The 16,809-nt window shown below is 46.0% G+C and carries 26 protein-coding genes; 1 reads left to right on the forward strand and 25 read right to left on the reverse strand.

What is annotated here, in order from left to right:
• Window positions 1-24: 24 nt before the first annotated feature.
• The gene (ccsA, locus tag TBC1_RS06905) at window positions 25-2,406 is read right to left on the reverse strand and encodes a cytochrome c biogenesis protein CcsA (RefSeq protein ID WP_062040091.1); all 2,382 of its coding nucleotides are present in this window, start codon (window positions 2,404-2,406) and stop codon (window positions 25-27) included.
• Between the two features lie 191 nt (window positions 2,407-2,597).
• On the opposite strand from ccsA, the gene TBC1_RS06910 reads away from it, so the two are divergent.
• Window positions 2,598-3,725, forward strand: a complete 1,128-nt coding sequence (locus TBC1_RS06910; RefSeq protein ID WP_062040094.1) for a hypothetical protein — start codon at window positions 2,598-2,600, stop codon at window positions 3,723-3,725.
• Between the two features lie 34 nt (window positions 3,726-3,759).
• Here the strand turns inward: TBC1_RS06910 and eno are convergent, their stop codons facing one another.
• The 24 genes from eno to rpsC form a co-directional block, all read right to left on the reverse strand.
• Entirely contained in the window at window positions 3,760-5,049 is a 1,290-nt protein-coding gene (gene eno, locus TBC1_RS06915) for a phosphopyruvate hydratase (protein WP_062040096.1), read from the reverse strand.
• A gap of 137 nt (window positions 5,050-5,186) precedes the next feature.
• Window positions 5,187-5,723, reverse strand: a complete 537-nt coding sequence (gene rplQ / locus TBC1_RS06920; RefSeq protein ID WP_062040098.1) for a 50S ribosomal protein L17 — start codon at window positions 5,721-5,723, stop codon at window positions 5,187-5,189.
• Window positions 5,724-5,728: 5 nt separating this feature from the next.
• Window positions 5,729-6,721, reverse strand: coding sequence for a DNA-directed RNA polymerase subunit alpha (locus TBC1_RS06925; protein WP_062040100.1), 993 nt, complete (start codon window positions 6,719-6,721; stop codon window positions 5,729-5,731).
• Between the two features lie 43 nt (window positions 6,722-6,764).
• Window positions 6,765-7,370 carry a 30S ribosomal protein S4 gene (rpsD, locus tag TBC1_RS06930; RefSeq protein ID WP_062040102.1) on the reverse strand — a complete coding sequence of 202 codons (606 nt, stop codon included), beginning with the start codon at window positions 7,368-7,370 and terminating at the stop codon, window positions 6,765-6,767.
• Between the two features lie 101 nt (window positions 7,371-7,471).
• Window positions 7,472-7,861, reverse strand: a complete 390-nt coding sequence (gene rpsK, locus TBC1_RS06935) for a 30S ribosomal protein S11 (RefSeq protein WP_062040104.1) — start codon at window positions 7,859-7,861, stop codon at window positions 7,472-7,474.
• 52 nt (window positions 7,862-7,913) lie between these two features.
• Window positions 7,914-8,294, reverse strand: a complete 381-nt coding sequence (rpsM, locus tag TBC1_RS06940; RefSeq protein WP_062040106.1) for a 30S ribosomal protein S13 — start codon at window positions 8,292-8,294, stop codon at window positions 7,914-7,916.
• A gap of 26 nt (window positions 8,295-8,320) precedes the next feature.
• Window positions 8,321-8,437 (reverse strand): type B 50S ribosomal protein L36, encoded by a 117-nt coding sequence (gene ykgO / locus TBC1_RS17410; protein ID WP_082189512.1) that lies wholly within the window; start codon window positions 8,435-8,437, stop codon window positions 8,321-8,323.
• Window positions 8,438-8,454: 17 nt separating this feature from the next.
• Window positions 8,455-8,673 carry a translation initiation factor IF-1 gene (gene infA / locus TBC1_RS06945; RefSeq protein ID WP_062040108.1) on the reverse strand — a complete coding sequence of 73 codons (219 nt, stop codon included), beginning with the start codon at window positions 8,671-8,673 and terminating at the stop codon, window positions 8,455-8,457.
• Window positions 8,674-8,684: 11 nt separating this feature from the next.
• Entirely contained in the window at window positions 8,685-9,464 is a 780-nt protein-coding gene (map, locus tag TBC1_RS06950) for a type I methionyl aminopeptidase (RefSeq protein WP_062040110.1), read from the reverse strand.
• Window positions 9,465-9,488: 24 nt separating this feature from the next.
• Complete coding sequence (gene secY, locus TBC1_RS06955) at window positions 9,489-10,847, reverse strand: preprotein translocase subunit SecY (RefSeq protein WP_062040112.1); 1,359 nt, start codon at window positions 10,845-10,847, stop codon at window positions 9,489-9,491.
• A gap of 7 nt (window positions 10,848-10,854) precedes the next feature.
• On the reverse strand, window positions 10,855-11,301 hold the full coding sequence (rplO, locus tag TBC1_RS06960) for a 50S ribosomal protein L15 (protein WP_062040114.1): 447 nt from the start codon (window positions 11,299-11,301) through the stop codon (window positions 10,855-10,857).
• 27 nt (window positions 11,302-11,328) lie between these two features.
• Window positions 11,329-11,508, reverse strand: coding sequence for a 50S ribosomal protein L30 (gene rpmD / locus TBC1_RS06965; protein WP_062040116.1), 180 nt, complete (start codon window positions 11,506-11,508; stop codon window positions 11,329-11,331).
• Between the two features lie 28 nt (window positions 11,509-11,536).
• Window positions 11,537-12,055 carry a 30S ribosomal protein S5 gene (rpsE, locus tag TBC1_RS06970; protein WP_062040118.1) on the reverse strand — a complete coding sequence of 173 codons (519 nt, stop codon included), beginning with the start codon at window positions 12,053-12,055 and terminating at the stop codon, window positions 11,537-11,539.
• A gap of 5 nt (window positions 12,056-12,060) precedes the next feature.
• Window positions 12,061-12,417 (reverse strand): 50S ribosomal protein L18, encoded by a 357-nt coding sequence (gene rplR / locus TBC1_RS06975; RefSeq protein WP_137305653.1) that lies wholly within the window; start codon window positions 12,415-12,417, stop codon window positions 12,061-12,063.
• 61 nt (window positions 12,418-12,478) lie between these two features.
• Window positions 12,479-13,036: a 50S ribosomal protein L6 gene (rplF, locus tag TBC1_RS06980; protein ID WP_062040122.1), complete on the reverse strand. Its 558-nt coding sequence runs from the start codon at window positions 13,034-13,036 to the stop codon at window positions 12,479-12,481.
• Window positions 13,037-13,054: 18 nt separating this feature from the next.
• The gene (gene rpsH / locus TBC1_RS06985; RefSeq protein ID WP_062040123.1) at window positions 13,055-13,453 is read right to left on the reverse strand and encodes a 30S ribosomal protein S8; all 399 of its coding nucleotides are present in this window, start codon (window positions 13,451-13,453) and stop codon (window positions 13,055-13,057) included.
• Window positions 13,454-13,490: 37 nt separating this feature from the next.
• Window positions 13,491-13,760: a 30S ribosomal protein S14 gene (rpsN, locus tag TBC1_RS06990; protein ID WP_062040125.1), complete on the reverse strand. Its 270-nt coding sequence runs from the start codon at window positions 13,758-13,760 to the stop codon at window positions 13,491-13,493.
• A 3-nt stretch (window positions 13,761-13,763) separates the two neighbouring features.
• Window positions 13,764-14,318, reverse strand: coding sequence for a 50S ribosomal protein L5 (gene rplE / locus TBC1_RS06995; protein WP_062040127.1), 555 nt, complete (start codon window positions 14,316-14,318; stop codon window positions 13,764-13,766).
• Complete coding sequence (gene rplX / locus TBC1_RS07000; RefSeq protein WP_062040129.1) at window positions 14,318-14,641, reverse strand: 50S ribosomal protein L24; 324 nt, start codon at window positions 14,639-14,641, stop codon at window positions 14,318-14,320. Before rplX ends, rplE begins: the two co-directional genes overlap by 1 nt.
• A gap of 14 nt (window positions 14,642-14,655) precedes the next feature.
• Window positions 14,656-15,024 carry a 50S ribosomal protein L14 gene (gene rplN / locus TBC1_RS07005; RefSeq protein ID WP_062040131.1) on the reverse strand — a complete coding sequence of 123 codons (369 nt, stop codon included), beginning with the start codon at window positions 15,022-15,024 and terminating at the stop codon, window positions 14,656-14,658.
• A gap of 2 nt (window positions 15,025-15,026) precedes the next feature.
• A complete protein-coding gene (rpsQ, locus tag TBC1_RS07010) occupies window positions 15,027-15,284 on the reverse strand; it encodes a 30S ribosomal protein S17 (RefSeq protein ID WP_062040133.1) in 258 nt (85 codons plus the stop codon).
• An 11-nt stretch (window positions 15,285-15,295) separates the two neighbouring features.
• On the reverse strand, window positions 15,296-15,529 hold the full coding sequence (rpmC, locus tag TBC1_RS07015; RefSeq protein ID WP_062040135.1) for a 50S ribosomal protein L29: 234 nt from the start codon (window positions 15,527-15,529) through the stop codon (window positions 15,296-15,298).
• Window positions 15,530-15,535: 6 nt separating this feature from the next.
• Entirely contained in the window at window positions 15,536-15,964 is a 429-nt protein-coding gene (rplP, locus tag TBC1_RS07020; RefSeq protein WP_062040137.1) for a 50S ribosomal protein L16, read from the reverse strand.
• 47 nt (window positions 15,965-16,011) lie between these two features.
• Window positions 16,012-16,758, reverse strand: coding sequence for a 30S ribosomal protein S3 (gene rpsC, locus TBC1_RS07025; RefSeq protein ID WP_062040139.1), 747 nt, complete (start codon window positions 16,756-16,758; stop codon window positions 16,012-16,014).
• Between the last annotated feature and the right edge of the window lie 51 nt (window positions 16,759-16,809).

The raw sequence follows: 16,809 nt of genomic DNA on the forward strand, positions 1-16,809 counted from the left end.
AAACCGCCGACAGTTGCGGCAATACTATTCCGCTGCATTCCTGGCCTTGACAGCCCTTTTCCAGATACCGACCGTGATGCCCGTAAACATAATGACAGCGCCAGCCCAGAGTATGAATATCCAGGGAAAATGCAGAATCTTCACTACAACAAATTCCGGCTTCTTCTCAAATATCCCCACATTGATGGTCCTTGCCATTTCCGAAACCTTATCGAATCTCAATCTCAAACCCGAGCCCGGGATCTCCGCAACCCCGCTTTCGGCCATACCGCCATTCACGGTATAAGTAAGCGGGTATGTCTGTTCCATACCCAGGCTGTCTTTTGCCTTCAGCATTGCCATGATGGAAATCTGCTCTGCATCGGCACTCATATTGCTGATATACAGGGAGTCGAATATAACCGGGACTTTACCAGCCTCTAACGTGTCACCAAGGGTAAAATCAACACTACCCGAATAAACATAACCATCCGGCATGCGTTTGGCCCTGTCTTCGGCAAAGGTTATATACATGTATATATCACCGCTCAGCATATTCCGCGTGTCAGGGTTATGTACATTTCCCATCATGGAATTATACTTCACTGATGGATAAAGGGAAAAACTAAGATGAAGTTCACCGTCTTTGTCCTCCTCAAGAAAATCAATCTGATGGAAGGTCTCATCCCGCACATCCTTGCTGCCCGAATAGTTGATCTTGTACTTTCCCAGTGGCTTCATCATCCCTTTGAACAACATCAGGTTATCTCCACCTCCAGGCATACCCGGAGCCCCGCCTTTCGACAGCGTTTCTGTATTGGAAAAAGTAATCAGTACACCCAGCAGAAAAATCCCGAATCCGACATGGGTGATGCCGGCAGCCGAATTACCCCTTACGGAAGCAAACCTGAACAGGTAGGCTACGGAAGTAAGGATTGTAAATACAATGCAGAAAAGAAACACCCCATGCACCACACTCATATCATTGTCTGCAATAAAGCCCCAGATGGCGACAATCAGCGCAAGTACAAACGGATAAATAATATTATGCAGGAACGATTTAATGTCATTTTTCCCATAGCTCAGATATTGCCCGATACTCAGGAGGAGTGTCATCATAATGGCAAATGGCAGTTGCCAGGTGTTGTAGAAGTTGACCACATCGGAGGGTGGAGCCATACTCGTACCAAAAACTTTATTGATAACCGGAACCGAGGTAGTGCTGATCACCTGAAATGCCGCCAGTAACATCACAATTGCCCCGTACATCATCAGAAATTCCCTGGTAAAAAGTTCAGGCAGGTCATTTGCCCTGATGTTCTTCCGGTTCTTGATCAACTGCCATACCGGAAGTAATATAAAAATAACTGTAAACAGTATCAGTTGAAAACTCCTTCCGTCATCGCCGAACGCATGCACCGAAGTTTCGCCAAGCACGCCCGAACGGGTCAGGTAACTGGCGTAAATCACCATGATAAAACCAAGGAAAGTGAATATATAAGTGCCATAATAGTACTTATCCCGCTTATAGGACAGCAGCATATAATGCAATGCGGCAACCAATACCATCCAGGGAACCAGTGAGGCATTTTCTACCGGATCCCATGCCCAGAATCCGCCGAAAGTCAATGACTGATATGCCCAGGCTCCTCCGAGTAAAAGTCCGGTACCAAGCAGGCCAATGGCCAGGAGCATCCAGGGCAATACCGGTTTAAGCCAGTAGCGCTTATCTCCCTGAACCAGCGAAGCGAAAGCGAAAGCATAAGGAAAAATAGCAGTGGCGTAACCCATAAAAAGCAGGGGCGGATGAATGACCATCCAGGGATTCTCGAGCAGCGGATTCAGGCCGTTCCCATCCCTGATGAAACTCAGATAATTCGGATTTTTAAAGAAATCATTACCCATGTTTTCAGGCACTTCCCTTAACAGGAGAAAGGGATCACTCCCAATAGAAATTCCGAAGAAATTCAACCCCAGCACCATGGTTACCAGAATCAGCTGGGCAATAACAACGATTGACATAACTCCGCTTTCCAGTTTTCGGGCTGTCAGCATGGCCCCGATTCCAAAGAGCCCGATAAACAAAGCCCAGAGCAGAAAGCTACCCTCCTGCCCTGCCCAGAAACTGGAAATTATATACTTACCAGGCATCAGCGAAGAGGAATGCTTGAATGCATAGGCATATTCATAGTAGTGATTTACAATGATGTAAAACAACGCAGCACTCACACCGACTATTGAGAAAGTCTGTATCAGGTAAAACAGCCTGCCGGAGTTGCGCTGCTTCAGATCAGCCAGTGAGCCTGATTTAAGGGCCCGGAAATAAAAGAACAGGGAAAAAATACCGGCAATGAGCGAAAGATAGATCAAAGCCCTGCCGGTAATGGCTGGCGCAAGGTGTTCGCCGATATATGCAATTTCATTCATAAGTAGATATTTATCAATGATTAAGCAAAAAAAGCAGCGGATTTTCCGCTGACAGATGAAAACATGTAAAATGAAGCACTAAAATACAACACTTTCCTTTGTTTTTCAGAAAGAAAAAAATCATCTTTGTAAAGCAGGATTTATTATCCCTTTTGTAATCCCCTTATCAGTCTCATGCTCAGGTAACATATATGCTAATTGATGTCAGGATTGTTAACAGCAGGAAACTTCTGTCTGTTTTTATAAATCTTCCTGCCCGCATACACAAAGGGCACAAAAACTGGTTACCACCCATCTATCATGATGAATGGCTTTTTTTCAATCCCCGCCGGAACAAGGCCTTCAACTATTGCGATACCATACTGGCACTCGCTTTCAGCCAGGGCATTGCCGTGGGGCGCATCATGGGCATTATTCATCATCCTTATAATGAACTCAAAGGGGAAAAATCGGCCCGCTTCAGCCATTTCGATTGCACTGACAATCCTGAAGCAGCTTCAGCCCTGCTGAAATTCATTGAAAACTGGGCAAAAGAAAAAGGAATGAATCAGGTGACAGGCCCTTACGGATTTTCAGACAAAGATCCGCAAGGCTTCCTTTTTGAAGGATATGATGATATCCCCTTGATTGACACCTCATGCAACCTTCCCTACATGGTTGATTATACCGTGAATAATGGCTATTCGAAACTGGTAGACTGTCTTACCTACCGGTTTGACATCGATTTTATGATGCCAGACATCTATCAGCGCGTTCAACAGCGCCTGATGAACACACACAGGTACACCATTCTTGAGTTTAGGAATAAGCGCGCGCTTAAACCTCACATCGTACCGGTACTCAGGCTGGTAAACGAAACCTACCGCAACCTTTACGGGTTTTATCCCATGGAAGAAACCGAAATGCATGACCTTGCCAGAAGGTATATGCCGGTGCTTGATCCGCGATTTGTAAAAATCATTATGCTGGATCAGGAACTGGTTGGATTTGTAGTGGGGCTGGCAAATATGTCGGAAGGAATTATGCGTGCCAAAGGAAAACTATTCCCGTTTGGCTGGTACTTCATTTTACAATCCCTGAATAATTCAACACAGCTTGATCTGATGCTGGGGGCAGTCAAACCGGGGCACCAGGGGTTGGGACTGGAAATCAGCATGGGTCTCCGTCTGCTGGAATCGGCAAGAACCGCAGGAATCAAGACCATTGAGACCCATCTTATACTGGAGTCGAATCAGCGCATGCGGGCGGTGATTGAACGCATCAATGCCCCGATAGTAAAACGCTTCAGGGTTTTCACAAAAAAAATCCCCGGAAACTGAACATTCCCGGGGAAAATTTACAAGATTATAAACGCTACTTTGCGTATTTGAATTCTTTCCCTAAATAGCGGGCAGAAGTCCCCAGAATTTCTTCAATTCTGAGGAGTTGGTTATACTTGGCAATCCGGTCAGTGCGACTGGCCGATCCCGTTTTGATCAGACCGGTATTCAATGCAACCGCCAGGTCGGCAATAGTGGTGTCTTCAGTTTCGCCTGAGCGGTGGCTCATCACGGCGGTGTAGCCATTGCGGTAGGCAAGGTTCACGGCGTCGATGGTTTCGGTAAGGCTTCCGATCTGGTTAACCTTCACCAGAATACTGTTGGCCACGCCCCTGTCGATACCCATCTGAAGGCGTTTTGAATTGGTAACAAACAAATCATCGCCCACCAGCTGAATCTTTTTACCCATTACATCGGTCATCAGTTTCCATCCGTCCCAGTCATCCTCAGCCATACCATCCTCAATAGAAATAATGGGATATTTATCGATCCATGTTTTCCAGTAGTCAACCATCTGAGCCGGAGTCAGCTTATCACCGGTTGATTTTTTCAGATGATATACCTTTTCTTCTTCGAGCCAGTATTCCGATGAAGCAGGGTCAAGGGCAAGGAACACATCCACACCAGGTTTGTAGCCGGCTTTTTCTATAGCCTGTAAAATAACGGTCACGGCCTCCTCATTTGATTTGAGGTTCGGGGCAAATCCACCTTCGTCGCCAACGTTTGTTGAATAACCGGCATTTTTGAGCACGGATTTGAGGTTATGAAAAACCTCTGCACCCATACGAAGGGCTTCGGTGAAGTTTGGCGCACCCACAGGCATGATCATAAATTCCTGAAAGTCAATGGCATTGTCAGCATGTGAGCCGCCGTTGATGATGTTCATCATCGGGATAGGCAGGGTATTGGCATTTACCCCTCCCACATAGCGAAAGAGGAATTGGTTCGACTCCTGTGCTGCAGCATTGGCCACGGCCAGTGAAACTCCGAGAATTGCGTTGGCACCCAGATTACCCTTGTTGGGGGTTCCATCAATTTCAATCATGCGGTGATCAATCTCATTCTGTTCTGAAACCAGATAACCTTTCAGTTCATCGGCAAGCACTTTGTTCACGTTCTGAACGGCTTTCTGAACGCTCTTTCCCATGTAGATACTTTTGTCTCCATCGCGAAGCTCAACGGCTTCATGGATACCGGTCGAGGCTCCTGAAGGAACAGCTGCCCTCCCCATAATTCCGTTGGTAGTATATACATCTACTTCAATGGTAGGATTTCCGCGTGAGTCGAGTATCTGGCGGGCAAAGATGTTGGCTATTGCACTCATTTTCTTTCTTTTTTGAATTATTAATCGGGTTAACTCAGGTTTATTGATCCGAAAGCAGGAAGTAGTAGTTCCCTGACAAATAAAATGAGGACAAAGTAACAGCTACCTTATCCTCATCCCTTAAAAACAGTAAATCTTTATTCTTTGTTTTCGGTATTTTCGGCAGCTGGTTCTTCAGAAACATTTTCTGTTTTGGGAGCCGCTTCGGTTTTAGCCACCGGCTTTTCCGGTTTGGCCACCGTGGTTTTATCCTTGGTGCCACGGCTGCGGCGGGTGGTTTTAGCTTTGGGTGCTTCTTTGGCAGCCAGCATATTTTCGTTGAAATCCACCAGTTCCATCATGCACATTTCTGCATTGTCACCCAGGCGGTTACCGGTTTTCAGAATCCTTGTGTAACCTCCGGGGCGATTGGCAACTTTAACAGATACTTCCCTGAAAAGCGCGACAACAGCCTCTTTATTCTGAAGGTAGCTGAAAACCATCCTGCGCGAATGTGTAGAATCTTCTTTGGAACGGGTAATCAACGGCTCTACATATCCCCTCAACGCCTTGGCTTTTGCAAGCGTGGTGTTGATGCGTTTATGAAGGATAAGCGAAGATGCCATGTTCGAAAGCATTGCCTTACGATGGGCACTTGTCCTCCCCAGATGATTGACTTTCTTTCCGTGTCTCATTTCAATTAATCCTTATCAAGTTTATATTTTGCAATATTCATTCCGAATTCCAGGTTTTTCGACTTCACAAGCTCTTCAAGCTCGGTGAGTGATTTTTTACCAAAATTGCGGAATTTTAAAAGGTCATTCTTGTTGTATGATACCAGTTCACCCAGGGTTTCTACATCAGCTGCCTTCAGGCAGTTAAGAGCCCTTACAGAAAGATCCATGTCAACAAGTTTGGTCTTCAGCAGTTGACGAATGTGAAGTGAGGTTTCATCAAATTCCTCAGCAACGGCTTTTTCTTCAGTATCGATGGTAATTTTTTCATCCGAGAAGAGCATAAAGTGATGAATGAGTATCCTGGCGGATTCTTTCAGCGCTTCCTTGGGATGAATAGAGCCATCGGTGATTAGTTCCAGTATGAGTTTTTCATAGTCGGTTTTCTGCTCCACGCGGAAATTCTCGATGGTATATTTCACATTCTTTACAGGTGTGTGAATCGAGTCAATCGCGATGGTACCGATAGGGGCACCAGCTTGTTTGTTTTCCTCAGCAGGCACATAACCGCGGCCCTTGTCAATAGTGAGATCGATGACAAGTTTTACTGAAGGTTCCATATGGCAGATCTCCACTTCGGGATTCAAAACCTGAAATACCGAGAGGAACTTATTGATGTCACCGGCCATAAAAGTATCCTGACCGGAAATGACCAGGCGGATCTTTTCGCTGGTTTCGGAATCAAGCAATCGTTTGAACCGGATTTTCTTCAGATTGAGGATAATGTCGGTAACATCTTCCACAACGCCTTTGATCGAGGAGAATTCCATATCAACTCCATCAATCCGTACAGAGGTGATCGCATAACCTTCCAATGAGGAAAGCAGTATCCTTCTGAGTGCATTGCCGATGGTAATTCCGAATCCTGGTTCAAGAGGCCTGAATTCAAAAACGCCTTTTGAATCATCAGCTTCGACCATGATAACCTTTTCAGGCTTTTGAAATGCTAATATTGCCATATTATCTTCCTCTTGTGTAATGAATTTATAAACCGTAAAATCGTTATTTGGAGTACAACTCAACGATGAGCTGTTCCTTAATGTTTTCGGGAATATCTTCACGAGCCGGAAGGCTGGCCAATTTTCCTGTCAAAAGCGTGCTGTCCCATTCAAGCCAGGGGTAGGTATTCCGTTTTGAAGCCAGGGCATTCTGGATCACTTCCAGAGATTTGGATTTCTCCCGCACTGCAACAACATCACCCAGCTTCAGTTCATAAGAAGGCACATTCACTACTGAACCATTTACCATGATGTGACGATGAGTCACCAGCTGGCGCGCAGCGCTGCGTGTGGGAGCAATACCCAAACGATAGACCACATTGTCGAGACGTGATTCAATCAGCTGAAGCAGTACCTCACCCGGCATGCCTTTTTTACGGCTTGCTTTATGGAAAGTATTTTTAAACTGTTTCTCGAGAATTCCGTATGTATATTTGGCTTTCTGCTTCTCCTGAAGCTGTGTTCCGTATTCAGAAAGTTTTTTACGCCTCTTCGAATTTCCGTGCATACCCGGGGCATAGTTTTTCTTCTCGAAATACTTGTCCGGACCGTAGATCGGATCTTTGAATTTTCGTGCAATTTTGGTTCTTGGACCTGTATACCTGGCCATAGTTACTTGTTATTTGATGTCAATTTGTTTTCAGTGATCACTCCGGTAGCCGCGTTACAAACCATCCTGAAGGGCTAGACAAGTACCGGAATTAAAAAAAATTATACCCTTCTCCTCTTGGGAGGACGACAACCGTTGTGCGGCAGTGGGGTTACATCCATGATTTCCATAACCTCAATGCCTGAAGAATGAATGGTACGGATGGCAGATTCCCTTCCCGAACCAGGCCCCTTCACAAACACTTTTACTTTGCGCAGGCCCATATCGTATGCAACCTTTGAGCACTCGGTAGCAGCCATCTGTGCAGCGTACGGGGTGTTCTTCTTCGAGCCCCTGAACCCCATCTTACCAGCGGATGCCCAGCTGATAACCTGACCGGCATTGTTGGTGAGCGAGATTATGATGTTGTTGAAAGATGCACTCACATAGGCTCTTCCAATGGGATCAACCTTAACAACTTTTTTCTTTGATGTTTTAGCAGTTTTTGCCATAACAATGTTTTTTCGACAATTCGTTTGGTTTATTATAAGGTTAAATCAACGATTAACCTTTCGTTGCTTTCTTCTTGTTGGCAACAGTTTTCTTTCTTCCTTTACGGGTACGCGCATTGTTCTTGGTACTCTGTCCGCGGAGCGGAAGACCCAGACGATGCCTTACCCCACGGTAACAGCCAATATCCATCAATCGCTTGATGTTGGTCTGTACTTCTGACCTCAGCGCACCTTCCACTTTGTACTGATCACTGATGATGGTACGAATGGCATTCTGTTCGTCGTCATTCCAGTCCTGAACCTTCTTGTTCAGATCAACACCGGCAGCCTGCAGAATCTTCTGAGCGGTGCTGCGGCCGATTCCGTAAATATAGGTAAGACCAATCTCACCTCTTTTGTTTTTGGGTATATCAATACCAGCAATACGTGCCATATATTGTTTTGTTGTTTGTTAAACGCTTAACCTTGTCTTTGTTTGTACTTGGGGTTCTTTTTGTTGATGATGTACAACCGCCCTTTCCTTCTGACAATTTTACAGTCAGGTGTTCTTTTCTTGACTGATGCTCTTACTTTCATTTTACAAGATGGTTTGTTTATTTGTATCTGAAAATTATTCTTCCCTTGGTCAGGTCATAGGGCGACATTTCAAGCTTCACCTTATCACCAGGCAAAATCTTGATGTAGTGCATCCTCATTTTTCCCGAAATGTGGGCTGTAATGATGTGCCCGTTCTCAAGCTCAACACGGAACATCGCGTTTCCCAGCGATTCAGTAACCGTTCCGTCCTGTTCTATCGAAATCTGTTTTGCCATGTAATTTCAAGTTATTTTTTTGACTCAAGTACTTTTTCAATTTCATCAAAAGACGATAAAATGTCAGTGCTCCCCTCTCTGATGGCAATCGCATGCTCAAAATGCGCCGAAGGTTTACGATCAGCAGTTCTGATTGTCCAGCCGTCTTTGTCCTGTGATACCTGCCGGCGTCCAAGGTTAATCATAGGCTCGATACAGATCACCAGTCCCGGTTGAAGCATGGTTCCAACACCACGCTTGCCGAAATTCGGCACTTCCGGTTTTTCGTGCAGATGCCGGCCAAGTCCGTGTCCTACCAGGTCACGTACCACTGAATAACCGAATTGTTCCACATAAGCCTGTATTTCAAAACCTATATCTCCGGTCCGTTTGCCTGCTTTCGCGGCCTCAATTCCCAGATAAAGCGATTTCTTGGTTCGCTCCATCAGCAGCTGTACTTCTTCAGTAACATTACCGACGGCAAAGGAATATGCGGAATCACCGTAAAATCCGTTCAGGATTACACCACAGTCAACCGAAACAAGATCACCATCCTTCAGCACCTGATTCCCGGGAATTCCATGCACCACAACATCGTTAACCGATACACACAAAGTGCCGGGGAAACCGCCGTAACCTTTAAATCCGGGCACAGCCCCATGATCACGGATAAATGTTTCTGCCACCTTATCGAGCGAAGCGGTAGTTATGCCTGGTTGAATGTGCCTGGCAACTTCAGCAAGGGTCTTACCAACAAGTAAAGAACTTAATCTTATTAATTCAATTTCTTCGTCAGTCTTGTAATAAATCATCTTTCAGCACTCAAGTCTGTCACACTAGCCCATATTGATTGATGAACGGCCTTTGATACGACCTGACTTTGTCAGACCATCGTAATGCCTCATCAGCAAATGGCTTTCAATTTGTTGTAGCGTATCAAGCACCACACCCACCAGAATAAGCAGTGAAGTACCGCCATAAAACTGGGCAAATTGTGCAGTGATACCTATTTTACTGACCAGTGCGGGCATGATAGCTACAAAAGCCAGGAAAAGAGAACCCGGAAGGGTTATGCGCGACATGATCTGGTCAATAAACTCAGCTGTTTTCTTTCCGGGTTTAACACCAGGAATAAAACCGTTGTTCTTCTTCATATCCTCTGCCATCTGATTCGGATTAATGGTGATGGCGGTATAGAAGTAGGTAAATACAACAATCAGCAGGGCGAATACAAAATTGTACCAGAATCCATTGATGTTGGTGAATGCGGAAGCAAATCCCGTTAAGGTTTCTGATTCGGCGAATCCGGCCAGTGTCAGCGGCAGGAACATAATTGCCTGGGCGAAAATAATCGGCATAACGCCGGCAGCATTCACCTTCAGGGGAATATATTGTCTTACTCCACCGTACTGTTTATTACCAACAATGCGCTTTGCATACTGTACAGGAATTTTGCGGGTCCCCTGAACCAGCAGTATACTGATCAGGATTACGCCGATCAGGACGGCAAGTTCTACGATAAAGATGACCAGTCCGCCGCCTTTCTGCTCCATACGTGAAACCAGTTCACCAAACAGTGCGAAGGGCAGACGGGCAATAATCCCGATCATGATGATAAGTGAAATACCGTTTCCGATACCTTTATCGGTAATCCTTTCACCAAGCCACATTACAAACAGGGTTCCTGAAATCAGAATAATTACAGAAGATACCCAGAAGAAAGTGGTGGGCGAAGTAACCGCAGGATCGAATGGTGTAATGGCCTGGGCGGGAAGCTGCGAAACAAGGTTCGCAATATAACCCGGAGCCTGGAAACCAGTGATCAGCACGGTGAGATAACGGGTAATCTGATTGATTTTCTTACGTCCGCTTTCTCCCTCCTTCTGCAATTTCTGGAAGTAAGGGATTGCCATACCAAGCAACTGTACCACGATGGATGCAGAGATGTAAGGCATAATCCCAAGCGCGAAAATGGAGGCGTTCGAAAATGCGCCCCCCGAGAACATATTCAACAATCCGAGCAGTCCTCCGCTGGTCTGATTCTGAAGATTTGCCAGCTGGTTGGGATCAACACCCGGCAGAACAACATAAGAGCCTAACCTGTAAAGCAAAACGATTCCAATGGTATAACCAATGCGTTTGCGCAGATCCTCGATCTTATAAATGTTCCTGATAGTCTGTATGAAACGTTTCATCTACAGTTTAGATTTTTATAGCCTGACCACCCTTTGATTCGATTGCTTTAACGGCAGATGCAGAAAAAGCATTGGCCTTAATATCAACTTTAGCCGTGAGTTCACCGCGACCAAGAATTTTGATCTTGTCATTCTTTGCAGCAAGGCCACTTTCGATAAGCAGATCAATATCTACGGCATCAACATTCTTGGCAGAGACCAGCGCCTGAATTACGTCAAGGTTAATGCTGCGGTACTCGATGCGGTTAATGTTTCTGAAGCCATATTTGGGAACCCTCCTGTAAAGAGGCATCTGACCGCCTTCGAAACCGATTTTCTGGCTGTAACCTGAGCGTGATTTAGCTCCTTTGTGTCCGCGGGTAGAAGTACCTCCACGGCCAGAGCCCTGACCACGGCCGATTCTTTTGCTGGCTTTTACAGATCCCTGTGCCGGTTTAAGATTACTCAAATCCATAATATCTTGTCAATTAGTTGTGTACGATTAGATTTCTTCAACTTTCAACAGGTGGTTGATTTTTGCAATCATACCTTCAATCTGGGGGGTTGCTACCACCTCGACGGGCCTGTTCATCCGCTTAATGCCTAAAGCCTTAAGGGTAAGTTTCTGACGCTCGGGCTGTTTTATGCCACTCTTTATCTGGGTAACTCTCAGTTTTTTCATTTTCTGGTCTTGTTATTATTGGTTATGCCTAACCATTGAAAACTTTGTTGAGGTCAACGCCGCGAAGCTGGGCTACTGCATAGGCATCACGCATATTTACGAGTGCATCAATGGTAGCTTTTACCACACTGTGAGGATTTGAAGAACCCTTTGATTTTGCAAGAACGTCTCTCACGCCGACACTCTCAAGAACAGCACGCATAGCACCGCCGGCAATAACTCCGGTACCGGGTGTAGCGGGCTTGAGAAACACCAGGGCGCCCCCATACTTACCCAATTGTTCGTGGGGAATGGTACCCTTCAGAACCGGAACCTTTACAAGGTTTTTCTTGGCATCGTCAACACCCTTGGCAATAGCGGCTGTAACTTCCTTGGCTTTGCCCAGGCCGTAACCTACAACTCCGTTTTCATTGCCAACAACAACGATGGCAGAAAAACTGAATGTACGGCCCCCTTTGGTAACCTTTGTAACCCGCTGAATGCTTACCAGCCTGTCTTTAAACTCAATCTCGCTGGATTTAACCCTTTTTATGTTTGCGTTTGCCATCTGTGTTAAAATTTAAGGCCTCCTTCTCTGGCTGCTTCAGCCAGGGATTTGATTCTACCATGATATAAGTAACCGTTGCGATCGAAAACCACGTTCTGAATACCTGCCTCAATCGCACGCTTGGCTATCAACTGGCCAACCAGTTTAGCCTGTTCGATTTTGGCCATCGGGGTTCCCGAAACTTCAGGAGTGCGTGACGATGCAGAAACAAGTGTCTTACCTTCCAGATCATTGATAATCTGGGCATAGATCTGTTTGTTGCTTCTGAATACGGTCAACCGCGGCTGCTCAGGCGTACCGGAAACTACCTTCCGGATTCTGAGTTTTATCCTGTGCCTTCTGTATTCTTTTCTGTTCTTAATAGCCATCCTTTTCTGAGGAATTTGACCCGGGGTCACCGGGAATGGTTTATGTTAAAGATTATTATTTGTCTGAAGCTGACTTACCGGCTTTCTTCTTCACCACTTCACCCATAAACCTGATACCTTTACCTTTGTAAGGCTCGGGTTTACGCAGCGAACGGATCTTGGCAGCCACCTGTCCGATCAACTGTTTGTCAAAAGACTTCAGCGTAATGGTAGGGTTTTTTCCCCTTTCAGTGAGGGTTTCAACACTCACTTCTGCCGGCATCTCAAAGAAGATATTATGCGAATATCCAAGGGATAATTCAAGTACATTTCCTGCAGCTGAAGCTTTATAACCTACGCCAACCAACTCCTGAACCACGGTAAAGCCTTCAGAAACGCCTTTTACCATATTGGCCAGCAATGACCGGTACAAACCATGCTTTGCCCTGGCATCCTGTGATTCATTCACTCTTCCGACTATGAGATGACCATCTTCAACCTTCACGGAAACAAGGGGATCGATCTGCTGGGTAAGTTGTCCGAGTTTGCCCTTCACCGTCACCAGGTTAGTGTCAGATACTTCGATCTGAACTCCTGAAGGAATGGCCACCGGCATTTTTCCTATTCTCGACATTGTAAAATCTCCTCTTCTTTAGCTAATGTAACACAAAACTTCGCCGCCAATCTGAAGGGTTCTGGCTTCTTTATCGGTCATAAGCCCCCGGTTGGTAGAAAGTATAGCAATACCCAACCCGTTCAGCACGCGGGGAAGCTCATCGGCGCCGACATACCTGCGTAAACCCGGTTTACTGACACGCTCCAGCTTTGAAATTGCGGGAACCTTTGAAATCGGGTGATACTTCAGCGCGATCTTTATAATGCCGGGGATGGTTTCATCCTCGAATTTATAATTCAAAATATAACCCTTATCAAACAAAATCTTGGTGATTTCCTTCTTCATGTTGGATGAAGGGATTTCCACGATCCGGTGGTTTGCCATCACGGCATTCCTGACTCGGGTCAGATAATCTGCAATAGGATCTGTTACCATTTTATCCTTGAATATTATGATTGTTCACTTGTTTTTCTTACCAGCTGGCTTTCTTCACGCCCGGGATAAGACCCTCGAGGGCCATAAAGCGGAAATTTATACGCGAAATACCAAACTGACGCATGTAACCCTTGGGGCGACCCGTGAGTTTGCAACGGTTGTGCAGACGCACCGGCGATGCATTCTTGGGAAGCTTCTGAAGCGCGATGTAGTCACCGGCTTCTTTCAGTTCAGCACGTTTGGCAGCATATTTTGCAACAAGGCGCTCTCTTTTGCGTTCCCTTGCTTTCATTGATTCCTTTGCCATATCTTATTTCTGATTTTTGAATGGTAAACCAAATTCTTTCAGCAGTGCCAGGCACTCATTGTCGTTGCGGGCGGTCGTCACAAAGGTAATATCCATACCATTGATCTTGGCCACTTTATCGATCAGGATCTCAGGGAAAATAATCTGCTCGGTAACACCCAGGGTATAATTACCACGTCCGTCAAATCCTTTTTCATTGATACCGCGGAAGTCCCTGATACGGGGGATTGCCACAGAAACAAGCCTGTCAAGGAATTCATACATCCTGTCGCCCCTGAGGGTAACCCTTACCCCGATGGGCATGCCCTTACGGAGTTTAAAGTTGGAGATGTCCTTCCTTGATTTGGTGGCAACCGCTTTCTGACCGGTAAGGGCTGTAAGTTCATTTACCCCGGCATCAATAAGTTTTTTGTCGGCGATGGCTGTGCCAAGACCTTGGTTCACACTGATTTTCAACAGTTTCGGAACCTGCATTACAGTTTTGTACTGGAATTTTTCCGTTAATGCCGGAACAATTTCCTGCCTGTATTTATCTTTTAAGCGTGGTGAATAGTTCATTACTTAATTACCTCCCCCGACTTTTTAGAATAACGGACTGATTTATTGGTTTTGGTGTCAAGCTTCCGCCCGATGCGGGTGGGCTTGCCGGTGCCATCCACAACCATCAGGTTGGATACATGGATTCCGGCCTCTTTTTTCACGATTCCACCCTGAGCGTTCTTGGCGTTGGGTTTGGTGTGCTTGGAGATCAGGTTAACGCCTTCAACGATGGCCTGCATTTTCTCAACATCCACCTCCAGAACCTTACCCTGCTTCCCTTTTGAGTCACCGGCGATCACCATCACGGTATCACCCTTTTTTATACTTAGTTTCGTGCTCATGTTTGTTAGGTCAATTAAAGCACCTCGGGTGCCAATGAAACAATTTTCATGTACTGCTTTTCGCGCAGTTCCCTGGCGACCGGTCCGAAGATACGGGTTCCGGTCATTTCGCCGGCGTTGTTCAGCAGCACTACCGCGTTGTCATCAAAGCGGATATATGAACCGTCGTTGCGGCGGATTTCTTTCTTGGTTCTGACAACCACCGCTTTGGCCACTGTACCTTTCTTGATATTTCCGGAAGGAAGGGCATTTTTAACGGTTACAACGATTTTATCGCCAATAGAGGCATAACGTTTGCGGGTTCCTCCCAGCACACGGATGCAAAGCACTTCTTTTGCACCGCTGTTATCAGCTACCGTAAGTCGTGATTCCTGTTGTATCATAATTACTTGGCTCTTTCAATGATTTCGACTAATCTCCAGCATTTGTTCTTGCTCAGCGGACGGGTCTCTGCAATGCGAACGGTATCACCGATATTGCAGTCGTTGTTTTCGTCATGGGCCGCAAATTTGGAGGATTTCTTCACAAACTTTCCGTATTTGGGGTGCTTCTCGCGACGTTCAACCTGAACGACGATAGATTTCTGCATCTTGTTGCTGACAACTACCCCAATTCTTTCTTTTCTCAGATTTCTGGTTTCCATTGCTTTTCCGGTTATTTAGTGTTAACGGTAGCCGTACCCTGAGCCGCTGCAGCATCATTCAATTTGCGTTTATGCAATTCGGTGAGCATACGGGCGATGGTCCTGCGGTAATTTTTGATTTTATTGGGGTTCTCAAGAGGCGAAACAGCATGATTCAACTTGAGCTTGGTAAGCTGCTTGCGTTCTTCATCGAGCCGTTCAATAAGTTCGGCTGTTGAAAGCTCTCTAATGACTTCTTGTTTCATCGTTCGTTATATTGATTCTTCAACGTAATCTCTTCTTACCACAAATTTGGTGGCAACAGGCAATTTCTGGGCACCCAGGCGGAGGGCTTCCTTTGCAACCTCTTCGGTAACACCTTCGGCTTCGAACAGGATGCGGCCCGGGCTAATGCGTGCCACGAAATATTCAGGAGCACCTTTACCTTTACCCATACGCACTTCAGCAGGTTTCTTGGTAACGGGCTTATCAGGGAAAATGCGGATCCAGATCTGGCCTTCACGTTTCATGAAACGGCTGATAGCCTGACGGGCGGCCTCAATCTGCCGGCCGGTAATCCAGGCTTCTTCCAGGGTTTTTATCCCGAACGAACCAAATGAAAGCTCAGCACCACGTTTGGTGTTACCCTTCATTTTGCCCTTCTGCATCTTCCTGTACTTGGTTTTCTTTGGCTGTAACATTATTGTCGGATATTGATCGTGTGATTGTTACTCTTTTTGTTAACTTCTTACTTCTTGGGACGGTTGCGGTTTCCACGCGGAGGCCTGTTTCCGCCCGGACGCGGGGGCATTGACTTTTCCCTTGCTCCGGTAGCAGCCTGGCTTTCTGCCGAAGGGGTAAGATCTACCTTACCATAAACTTCACCCTTGCAGATCCATACCTTGATACCGATACGGCCATAGGTTGTGTGGGCTTCAGCAATTGCATAATCAATGTCAGCACGAAGGGTATGGAGCGGAGTACGTCCTTCCTTGATCATCTCGCGACGGGCCATCTCGGCGCCGGCCAACCTTCCGGAAATCAAAACCTTGATTCCTTCAGCACCGATGCGCATGGTGGAGGCTATCGCAGTCTTAATCGCACGGCGGTATGAAATCCTGCCTTCAATCTGACGGGCAATCGCGTTGGCCACGATCACGGCATCCATTTCAGGGCGCTTGATTTCAGAAATATTGATCTGGATCTCCTTTTTGGTGACCTTCTTCAATTCTTCCTTCAATTTATCAACTTCCTGACCACCTTTTCCGATGATGATACCCGGACGGGCAGTATGGATAGTAACGGTAACCAGCTTAAGGGTACGTTCGATCACAATCTTCGAAACCCCGGCTTTCGATAAACGGGCATTCAGATATTTGCGGATCTGGTCGTCTTCCACCAATTTGTGTTCAAAACGCCTTCCACCATACCAGTTGGAGTCCCATCCTTTGATGATGCCTAACCTGTTACCTATTGGATTTGTCTTTTGTCCCATTCAACAAATGATTATTTGGTTGTTAAAGCCTGCTTTGCAGAAATTTCCTTT

It is taken from the genome of Lentimicrobium saccharophilum, assembly GCF_001192835.1.
Classification (GTDB): domain Bacteria; phylum Bacteroidota; class Bacteroidia; order Bacteroidales; family Lentimicrobiaceae; genus Lentimicrobium; species Lentimicrobium saccharophilum.